The sequence below is a fragment of the Kocuria sp. CPCC 205235 genome (assembly GCF_040980905.1).
Lineage (GTDB): Bacteria > Actinomycetota > Actinomycetes > Actinomycetales > Micrococcaceae > Kocuria > Kocuria carniphila.
This window is the reverse complement of the sequence record NZ_JAVKPR010000047.1, coordinates 1-9,089: the sequence shown is the minus strand read 5'-3', so window position 1 is coordinate 9,089 and position 9,089 is coordinate 1. Positions and strand designations below refer to the sequence as shown.

Here is a 9,089-nt window from a genome sequence, read left to right as displayed (position 1 = left end):
TGGTGGTGTCGGGGACAGGAGTGGTGTCCATGGTGATGTCATCGTCTTTCGGTCGGTTTCGTGTGGGGGTCCGGGACCGTCGGCGCCAGAGGTGCTGCGCGAGGCCGGGCCACCGCGTACTTGGCGGGGTCGGCGTCGAAGGCCGGGGTGCAGCCGGGCAACAGAACCAGTATCGCTGACCTTGGAAGTCGCAGTAGAGGCCCTGGGCCTGCGCGGCCGAGGCTGCGGACATGACCTGGCGCTGGGTCATCGCGTCATCGGCCTGGGCAGACTAGGTGGTCGGGGTCAAGTCCTGGGTGGCGGTGTCCTCGGTGATGTGGCCGCAGCGGCTTCCGCGGTGGGGGAGCCGTGAACACCGCCGCCTCGCGGGGTTCGGTGGTCTTGATCGTCATGGTCGCATTGACTCAGTTGGAACTGGAGACGTAGTGCGAGAGACACGAATTCGGTTGGTCGTACGCCGTGCCGGGTGAGTCGCGCACTGGGCCGTCCTGTTCAGCAAAAAGGCCCAGTAGGGGCTCCGCTTCGCTCAGGGTGTGCGTATGCCGGCGCATTGGCACGCGGCCAGGGTGCCTTCTGCGATCCCGGCTTCCGTATCCAGCTGAGACATGGGTCGTGCGGGCGCTGGAGGCGCGGTCACGGTTTCAGGTCCGTCGTGGCGCGGCCACAGGGAGAGGGCACCGGCGGCGCCTGTCGCGGCGAGGATCGCCAGGACAGACCAGGTGATGGTGAAACCGGAGTTCGTGCCCAGCCAGCCGGCGATGGGGTAGGTGATCAGCCAGGCAAGGTGAGACAGCGAGAACTGGGCTGCGAAAACTTCGGGTATCCCGTTCGGTTCGACCGAGTTGCGAAGGACTCTGCCGGTCGGGGTGACGATCATCGCCATACCGCTGCCGATCACGATCCAGGTGATGGCGGTGCCGACCCAGGTGGTCAGGCCAGCGGCGGTGAGCGTGACCGCAGCCAGCGTGCCGACCACGAGGACCGCAGCACCGGTCAGCATGACAGTGCGGTCCGTGATCCGGTCTAGAACGCGCGGCAGCGCGAGGGCGGCCAGCAGCGTTCCGCCCCCGGAGGCGGCGAGCATCCAGGCAACATCCGATTGTGAACCGCCCAGAACATCACGGACGTAGTTGACGGTGTTGACGATGACGATCGACCCGGCCGCGGCGACCACCAGGTTGAGCGCCATGATCCCGCGCAGCCGCGGTGTCCTGACAAACATTTTGATCCCTGCTGCGGCCCGATCCCATGCCTTGGTGTGAGCGCTGGGGCGGGCATTGGGAATGCGGGTCGACAAAACGAGCGCGGCGGAGAGCACGAACCCGACCGAGGTGCCCAGGAACAGCGAGTTGTAGGACATGAAGCTCAACGCGATGGCAGCCAACACGGGACTGAGCAGACTCTCCATGGTGTATGCCACCTGCGAGGCGGACAGAGCGCGCGTGTAATCGGCTTCATCGGTCACGATGTCGGGAATCACGGCCTGGAACGTCGGCGTGAACGCCGCCGAGGCGGACTGGAGCAGGCCGATCAGGACGTAGATATGCCAGACCTCGGAGATGAACGGCAGTGCGAGGACCACTCCAGCGCGCACCACGTCGAGGACAACCAGGAACGCTCTGCGGGGAAGCCGATCGACGTAGGCCGCCGCGAGAGGGGCGATGACTACGTACAGGACCATCTTGATCGTCAGGGCGGTGCCGAGCACCAAAGCGGCGCGCGGACCGGAGAGGTCGTAAGCGAGCAGTCCGAGGGCGACCGTGGTCAGCCCGGTGCCGAACAGGGCGATGACCTGGGCGCTGTACAGGTGGCGGTAGTCGCGGATGGCGAACAAGCGCATGGTTCGTTCCTTCCATGTCCGCCCCGTGGGGCACGGTCTCGCGCCGGGGACACCCCGGGCGGGCGAGGTAGCAGTGTCCTTACGGACCGGTGTTGCGGTCTGGTCCCAGCCCGGCGACCAGGTTGAAGGCGCCGGTGAGGATGTTGAGGGCGACGATGCCGACGACGTCGGTGATCTCGCGGTCGCTGTAGCCGTGGTCGCGCAGCGCGAGGATCTGCTCGTCGGTGATGGCCGTCGGCTCGCGGTAGATCTGGAGTGCGAGGGCGATGATCGCCGCGATCGCGGGATCGACCGAGGTGCCTGCACGGGCGCGTTCGATCTCTTTCTCATCGACCCCCACCGCGCGGGCGGCATTGACGTGCGAGTCCAGGCACAGTCGGCATCCTTGCCGGACTTGGATCGCGATCGAGATGCGTTCGCTTACCTTGCGGTGGAGCTTGGCTCGCTTCATGGCCCGGCTGAGCTGGAGGTACCCGCCGAGAACAGCTGGTGAGTGCGCCATCCTGGAGACCATCTCCCCGACCTGTCCATGGCGGGAGACCAGCTCGTACAGGAGTTCGCGTGAGGCGCCCACTGCCGCGTCGGGGGTGAGTGGGGCAAGACGAGGCATGATAATCCTTCGGGCTCGAAGGGACTGTTCAGCGGCGTTGGGGGCGCTCATCGACTGCCCCTTTCCAGGGGCGCTGGCGCAGCGACGCCACGATCAGTGGTGGCTGTGGACGTCGTCGTCGTGCCCCGGTGTGCTCCCCGAGGTAGCGCCAGGGACCTGAGCGGTTCTGGTGGCCTGCACCGTGAACTCCGCGGTTCGGACGAGGCCTTCGTGCTGGAAGTCCAGGTACAGGCGATAAAAACCGGCCGAGGGCGCGGCCGCGACGAAGAGGATCTCCGGTCCCGGCGCGGTGGAGCCGTCACCGGGCTCGCCTTCCGGGTGGACGTGGAGGTAGCCCAGATCGCCGACCCGCAGCGCCACCAGATGCCCGTAGGCGGCCAGGTACGGCTGCAGATCGGTGACTAGCCGGCCGTTCCTGCTGACGCTGAGGGTGAGCTCGCTCGGCTCACCCGGGAGGAGCTCTCCATCAAGGGTGACGGTGTACTCGCCGACCTGTGCGGTCCGGGTAACTGCGGGGAGCGGTTGCGGCTCATACTGACCGGGGACCGAGGCGTCAATCCCCAGGGTCATGGGGCCGTGACCGGTCGGGCGGAAGTCGGCGAAGATCCGCCAGTCCCCAGGAGTCAGGTCCAGGTCCACGCTCCAGGTTCCCGACTCGTCCATCACCGGATGCACGTGCTGGAAACCGGTCGTGTCGCGCCGGACGGCGAGGAGGTGCAGGTCCTGCTCATGTGCTGGGCTGAACTCGGTCAGTACCTTCCCGTCGGGACCGATCAGCCGGAAGGTCACCGTCTGCCGATCGCTGGCGAGGATGGTCGAGTCCAGCTCCAGGGTGTAGCCGTGCTCGGAGACCAACAGGCCTCCAGGGTAGGCGTCGCCGTGGCTGCTGTGGTGGTCCTTCATCGTGCCTCCATCTATGTGCTGCGCGTTCTCGCGTGCTCCTCGGATCGGTCCGTCGAAGTTGCCGACGCCACCGCGAGGTTCGTGGTCGCCCGCCCGAGTCCGTTCACCGGTCTGCCCGGCAGGGAGCACACCACTAGAATGCCATACCCCCGTATGGTATTCCCAGCGAAGGAGCGATATCCAGCAGGGGTACTAGGCCCGACTGTCGGCAGAGGCAGGCCCGCCCGCTGCCTGCGCTGAGCGCCGCGTCGTGCCCTGGGATCCAGCCCGAGGGGATCGCAGGGGTTACCCCGCCGGATCCTGCCGCACCATCTGCGCCGCCGCAGGCCAGACAGCCACGCCCGACACACCCCACTGTCTGAACACATGGGCCCCCGCCGCGGCTATGGCCCGGCTGAAAGCGACCTCGCCGCGCCCCCGTGCCGGTGGGAGTGGGGTCTGGGTCTCGCTGGACCCGGGCCAAAGGTGTGCGGGTTCTACGGGCCAGCGAGCTGACTCCGGGCCGCGAACAAGTGCTGGAAAGCATCGAGACCGGCGATGGCGGTCATGGCGCCGTCGGATCGGTGGAAACTGGTCAGTGTCGCCTCGGGGGTGCCGGTGTCGTGCTGACGCTCGTGGGTGCCGGGCGCCACCACACCGTAGGCGGCTGCAGCGTGGCGGTAGAGGGCGAGGGTGAATCCGGTCGTGGGGATGTAGGGGCCGGGGTCCTGCGCGTCGATGAGGTCGTGCAGGACCGCCCGAGCGGCATGGGCACCCTGAGCGGTGGCGGCGTCCCAGTGATCGACGCGATAGCGCTGCCCATCGCCGGCGGCGTGCAGGGCGACGCTGCCGGCGGCGTAGACCCGCCGGTGAGCGTGGGCGCGCAGGTGCGAGTCCACGGCAAGACCGTCTTCACCCCCGGTGAGCCAGGCCGAGACCGGGTGGGTGCCGTGAGCGACAACGACGAGGTCGGACTCCACGGTGTGGCCATCACTGAGGGTGACGGTGACCATGGTGGGGCCGGCGACCAGGGCGGTGACGTCCCGACCGAAGTGTGTGGTGACGTGGGCGCGGTGCAACTCGGTGATGCGCTGAGCGATCGGCCCACCCAGCGCGGAGGCCAGCGGCGTCGTGGACCGAGAGACGAGATGGACGTGCGCACCGGTGCCGACCAGGTAACTGGCGGTCTCGGCGCCGATGAAGCCCGCGCCCAGAACGGTGACCGTCAGCCGGTTCGGGTGCTGGCGGAGCTGTTCATGCAGCCGGGTGGCGTCGTCGACGGTGTGGAGGTGGAACACCCTCTGAGAGGTGGCCGTCACGCGGCTGTCCGGGCGCGGGGCGCTGCCGGTGGCGGCGATCAACGCGGCATAGGGCAGGAAGCGGTCCTCATCCAGTCTCACGACGGAGCGCTCGGTGTCCACCGAGGTCACCCGGCCCTGCACGAGCTCGGCCTCCAGTGTCTGCGCCTCGGGCTGGGCGATCCGCTGCGGAGTAAGCAGTCCTGACAGCACTGCCTTGTTGACCAGTGTCCGATTGTATGGCGAATGGGGTTCCCCGTTGACGACCGTTATCGGCCCCTCGTAGCCCTGCGTGCGCATCGTCGTGGCCGCACTGAGGCCGGCCGCTCCTGCTCCGACAATGACGATTCCCTGCTGGTCCATCTCGTCCTCCTGATGGTGATCCACGATCCTGCTTGACACTAATACCCCTAGTGGGTATACCTATCTTATGTACACATACCCCCTATGGGTACTAAAGCAGGAAGGATGCGCCATGACGACCACTGAATTTCAGGTGACCGGGATGACCTGCGGGCACTGCGAGCTGTCGATCCGCGAAGAGGTCCAGGAGGTCTCCGGCGTCGAGTCCGTCGAGGTCAGTCACCGGACGGGAAAGCTCGTGGTCACCAGTGACCAGCCCGTCGACGACGCGGCGGTCATCGCCGCGGTCCAGGAGGCCGGCTACCAGGGGGTGCGGTCCCAGTGAATGCCGCCGCACGACTGGGGGTCTACGCGGCGGGGCTGGCGGTGGTGTTCACCGGTGCTTTCGCCGCGGCCGGGGCCGTGGTGCCCGAGGAGACGGTGAGGGCCTGGACGCAGGAGTCAGAAGGGGCCCAGCACGCCGACGGTGGGCACGGGCAACAGCTGGCCGAGCCCACCTCCGAGAACTCCTCGGAGAACCTGGCCCCGGGTGTGAGCATGGAGCGCAACGGGTATCTCCTCGAAGAGATCTCCGCCCCCGAAAGCACCGGGCAGGCCGGGGAGTTGTCGTTCACGATCACCGGTCCCGACGGGGCCCCGGTCACCGCCTTCGAAACCGAGCACGAGAAGCAGGCGCACCTGATCGTGGTGCGCGCCGACGGCACCGGGTTCCGCCACGTGCACCCGGTGATGGACGAGGCGGGGCGCTGGTCGCTGCCGTGGCGGTGGGAGGCGGCCGGGACCTACCGGGTCTACGCGGACGTCGTGCCGGCCGGTGCGGGGGAGAACCTGACGCTGACCCGCACCGTGGAAGTGGCTGGTGCCTTCACCCCGACCGCCCCGCAAGAGTCCACCACCGATGAGGTCGACGGATTCCAGGTCTCGGTGGAGGGCGAGCTGTCGGCCGGATCCGCCTCGGAACTGACCGTCAGCGTCACCCGTGACGGACAGCCGGTCACCACCTTGGAGCCCTACCTGGGCGCCTACGGGCACCTGGTCGCGTTGCGCGCCGGGGACCTGGCCTACCTGCACGTCCACCCCGAAGGTGCTGAGCCGGTCCCGGGCGAGGTCTCCGGGCCGGACGTCGAGTTCGCGACCACGGCCCCGACCCCGGGCCGCTACTACCTCTACTTCGACTTCCAGATCGATGGGAAGGTCCACACCGCCCAGTTCGCCCTGGACACCACCGGATCCACCAACACCGCCACTGCCGAGCACGGCGGCCACTGACCCACGGGCCCGCCACTGATGGGCGAGACCGGACACATGGCCCGCATCGAGAGAAAGAAGCACGCAATGTCTGCATCCTCGGCCCAGCCGCAGGCGCTGGGCACCGACGTCGAGCTCGAGATCGGTGGGATGACCTGCGCCTCGTGCGCCAACCGGATCGAGCGCAAACTCAACAAGCTCGAGGGCGTGAGCGCCAGCGTCAACTACGCCACCGAAAAGGCCCGCATCAGCGCCCCAGCCGGCTATGACCCGCAGGACCTGATCGCCGAGGTGAAGAAGACCGGCTACACCGCGGCACTGCCAGCACCTTCGAAGACCGACCCGGGGGAGCCCACGGGCGAGGGGGCAACGGCCGAGGACGCCGAACTGCGCACCCTGCGGCAGCGTCTGATCGGGGCGGCGCTTCTCGCGGTGCCGGTCATCGCGATGGCGATGATCCCCGCGCTCCAGTTCGACTACTGGGGTTTCGCCTCCCTCGTGCTCGCCGCCCCGGTGGTGGTCTGGGCGGGCTGGCCCTTCCACAAAGCCGCGTGGCAGAACCTGCGCCACGGTGCGGCGACGATGGACACGCTGATCTCGGTCGGCACCACTGCGGCGCTGCTGTGGTCGATCGCGGCGCTGTTCTTCGGCACCGCCGGCCAGCCCGGGGTGGTGCACCCCTTTGAACTGACGATCTCGCGCTCGGATGGGCTGGGGCACATCTATCTGGAGGTCGCCGCAGGCGTGATTACCTTCGTGCTGCTGGGGCGGTACTTCGAGAAGCGCTCCAAGCGCCGCGCCGGGGCGGCCCTTCGCGCTCTGTTGGAGCTCGGCGCGAAGGAGGTCGCCGTCCTGCGCGAGGGACGGGAGCAGCGCATCCCCATCGAGGAACTGGTCGTGGGGGATGAATTCATCGTGCGGCCCGGGGAGAAAATCGCCACCGATGGGGTCATCGTCTCCGGCACGAGCGCCATCGACGCCTCCATGCTCACCGGTGAGTCGGTGCCGGTGGAGGTCACCGCAGGGGACGCAGTCACCGGTGCCACCGTCAACGCGGGCGGGCGCTTGGTGGTCCGAGCCACCCGGGTGGGCTCGGACACGCAGTTGGCGCAAATGGCCCAGCTGGTCGAGGACGCCCAATCCGGGAAGGCCGAGATCCAGCGTCTGGCCGACCGTGTCTCCGGGGTTTTCGTACCCATCGCGATCGCGATCGCCGTCGCGGCTCTGGGAGCGTGGATTGGTGCCGGATTCCCCCTCTCGGCAGGCTTCACGGCCGCGGTAGCGGTGCTGATCATCGCCTGCCCCTGCGCCCTGGGCCTGGCCACCCCGACCGCGTTGTTGGTCGGCACCGGCCGTGGCGCGCAGATGGGCGTGCTGATCAAAGGACCCGAGGTGTTGGAATCCACCCGGCGGATCAACACGATCGTGCTGGACAAGACCGGCACCGTCACCTCCGGCAAGATGACCCTGGCAGAGGCGATCCCCGCCCCCGGCGTGGCCCGGGCGGAGCTGCTGCGTCTGGCCGGTGCTTTGGAGGACGCCTCCGAGCACCCCATCGCCCAGGCCATCGCCGCCGGTGCCACCGCTGAGGTGGGGGAGCTGCCCACACCGGAGTCCTTCGAGAACATCGAGGGCCGTGGGGTCCAGGGCATCGTCGACGGTCACGCCGTACTGGTCGGCCGTGAGGCCCTGCTCGCCGAGTGGGCCCAGCACCTCGACGGCGATCTGCGCCGGGCCAAGCAGGCTGCTGAAGCCCAGGGCAAGACTGCTGTGGCGGTCGGCTGGGACGGGCTCGCGCGCGGCATCCTCGTGGTCGCCGATGAGGTCAAGCCCACCAGCGCACAGGCCATTGCCCAGTTCAAGGAGCTGGGCCTGACCCCGGTTCTGCTCACCGGTGACAATCAGGCCGTGGCTGAGCAGGTCGCCGCAGAGGTCGGCATCGAGGAGGTCATCGCCGAGGTGCTCCCGAAGGACAAAGTCGATGTCGTCGCGAAGCTCCAAGAGGAGGGCAAGACCGTGGCGATGGTCGGTGACGGCGTCAACGACGCTCCCGCCCTAGCCCAGGCCAATCTCGGCCTGGCCATGGGCACCGGCACCGATGTGGCCATCGAGGCCGCTGACATCACGCTGGTGCGCGGGGATCTGCGGGCCGCCGCGGACGCGATCCGGCTCTCACGACGCACGCTGAGAACGATCAAGACGAACCTGTTCTGGGCCTTCGCCTACAACACTGCAGCCATCCCGCTGGCCGCCTTCGGGCTGCTCAACCCCATGCTCGCCGGGGCCGCGATGGCCTTCTCGTCCGTCTTCGTGGTCAGCAACAGCCTCCGTCTGCGCTCCTTCACCAGCCAGGCGACCACCCCGTCACCGACCACCCCGCGCCCCCGGGCGCGACAGCCGATCGACGCCTGAACCCACCCACCGAAAGGACACCACCCATGGGAAACAACACCACAAGCAGCTGCTGCGGCCACACCAACAAGGACACCACTCAGAAGCTGAACGGAACCGCCCCGTCCGAACAAGCCGATGACGCGATGGCCCTGTGCCCGGTCATGGCCGGCACCCCGGTCGTGAAGGCCGAGGCCGAGGCCGCCGGGCTCTACCGCGACTACGAGGGCCAGCGCTACTGGCTCTGCTGCGCCGGCTGCGGACCGGCCTTCGACGCCGACCCTGCCAAGTACGCCCACGTCGGCTGACCCCAGCCCTCACGCGTTCGGCGGCCCCGTGTCGGCTCGAGAGCCGACACGGGGCCGCCGCCCCACTCCGAACCGCCAGAAAGATGAGCAGACCACCATGGACGTCATCGCCTTCCCCGAGACCACGACCGAGAACACCGACGCGCCGG

Annotated in this window: 9 protein-coding genes; 5 read left to right on the top strand and 4 right to left on the bottom strand. The window is 68.2% G+C overall.

Annotation, left to right across the window (positions count from 1 at the left end; all coding sequences use genetic code 11):
* Positions 1–181 precede the first annotated feature (181 nt).
* Positions 182–352, top strand: a complete 171-nt coding sequence (locus RF638_RS15705; protein WP_368842437.1) for a hypothetical protein — start codon at positions 182–184, stop codon at positions 350–352.
* Between the two features lie 174 nt (positions 353–526).
* On the opposite strand, the gene RF638_RS15700 is transcribed toward RF638_RS15705, so the two are convergent.
* The 4 genes from RF638_RS15700 to RF638_RS15685 form a co-directional block, all read right to left on the bottom strand.
* Positions 527–1,840, bottom strand: a complete 1,314-nt coding sequence (locus RF638_RS15700) for an MFS transporter (protein ID WP_368842436.1) — start codon at positions 1,838–1,840, stop codon at positions 527–529.
* Between the two features lie 79 nt (positions 1,841–1,919).
* Positions 1,920–2,450 (bottom strand): carboxymuconolactone decarboxylase family protein, encoded by a 531-nt coding sequence (locus RF638_RS15695; RefSeq protein WP_368842435.1) that lies wholly within the window; start codon positions 2,448–2,450, stop codon positions 1,920–1,922.
* 93 nt (positions 2,451–2,543) lie between these two features.
* Positions 2,544–3,353, bottom strand: a complete 810-nt coding sequence (locus tag RF638_RS15690) for a hypothetical protein (protein WP_368842434.1) — start codon at positions 3,351–3,353, stop codon at positions 2,544–2,546.
* A 476-nt stretch (positions 3,354–3,829) separates the two neighbouring features.
* Positions 3,830–5,017 carry an FAD-dependent oxidoreductase gene (locus tag RF638_RS15685; RefSeq protein WP_368842433.1) on the bottom strand — a complete coding sequence of 396 codons (1,188 nt, stop codon included), beginning with the start codon at positions 5,015–5,017 and terminating at the stop codon, positions 3,830–3,832.
* Positions 5,018–5,105: 88 nt separating this feature from the next.
* Between RF638_RS15685 and RF638_RS15680 the strand changes: the two genes are divergently transcribed.
* The 4 genes from RF638_RS15680 to RF638_RS15665 all read left to right on the top strand — a co-directional run bounded on the left by RF638_RS15680 (position 5,106) and on the right by RF638_RS15665 (position 8,940).
* Positions 5,106–5,318, top strand: coding sequence for a heavy-metal-associated domain-containing protein (locus tag RF638_RS15680; RefSeq protein WP_368842432.1), 213 nt, complete (start codon positions 5,106–5,108; stop codon positions 5,316–5,318).
* A complete protein-coding gene (locus RF638_RS15675; protein ID WP_368842431.1) occupies positions 5,315–6,262 on the top strand; it encodes a heavy-metal-associated domain-containing protein in 948 nt (315 codons plus the stop codon). Before RF638_RS15680 ends, RF638_RS15675 begins: the two co-directional genes overlap by 4 nt.
* 66 nt (positions 6,263–6,328) lie before the next feature.
* Entirely contained in the window at positions 6,329–8,653 is a 2,325-nt protein-coding gene (locus RF638_RS15670) for a heavy metal translocating P-type ATPase (RefSeq protein WP_368842430.1), read from the top strand.
* 26 nt (positions 8,654–8,679) lie between these two features.
* Positions 8,680–8,940 carry a YHS domain-containing protein gene (locus RF638_RS15665; protein ID WP_368842429.1) on the top strand — a complete coding sequence of 87 codons (261 nt, stop codon included), beginning with the start codon at positions 8,680–8,682 and terminating at the stop codon, positions 8,938–8,940.
* Positions 8,941–9,089 lie beyond the last annotated feature (149 nt).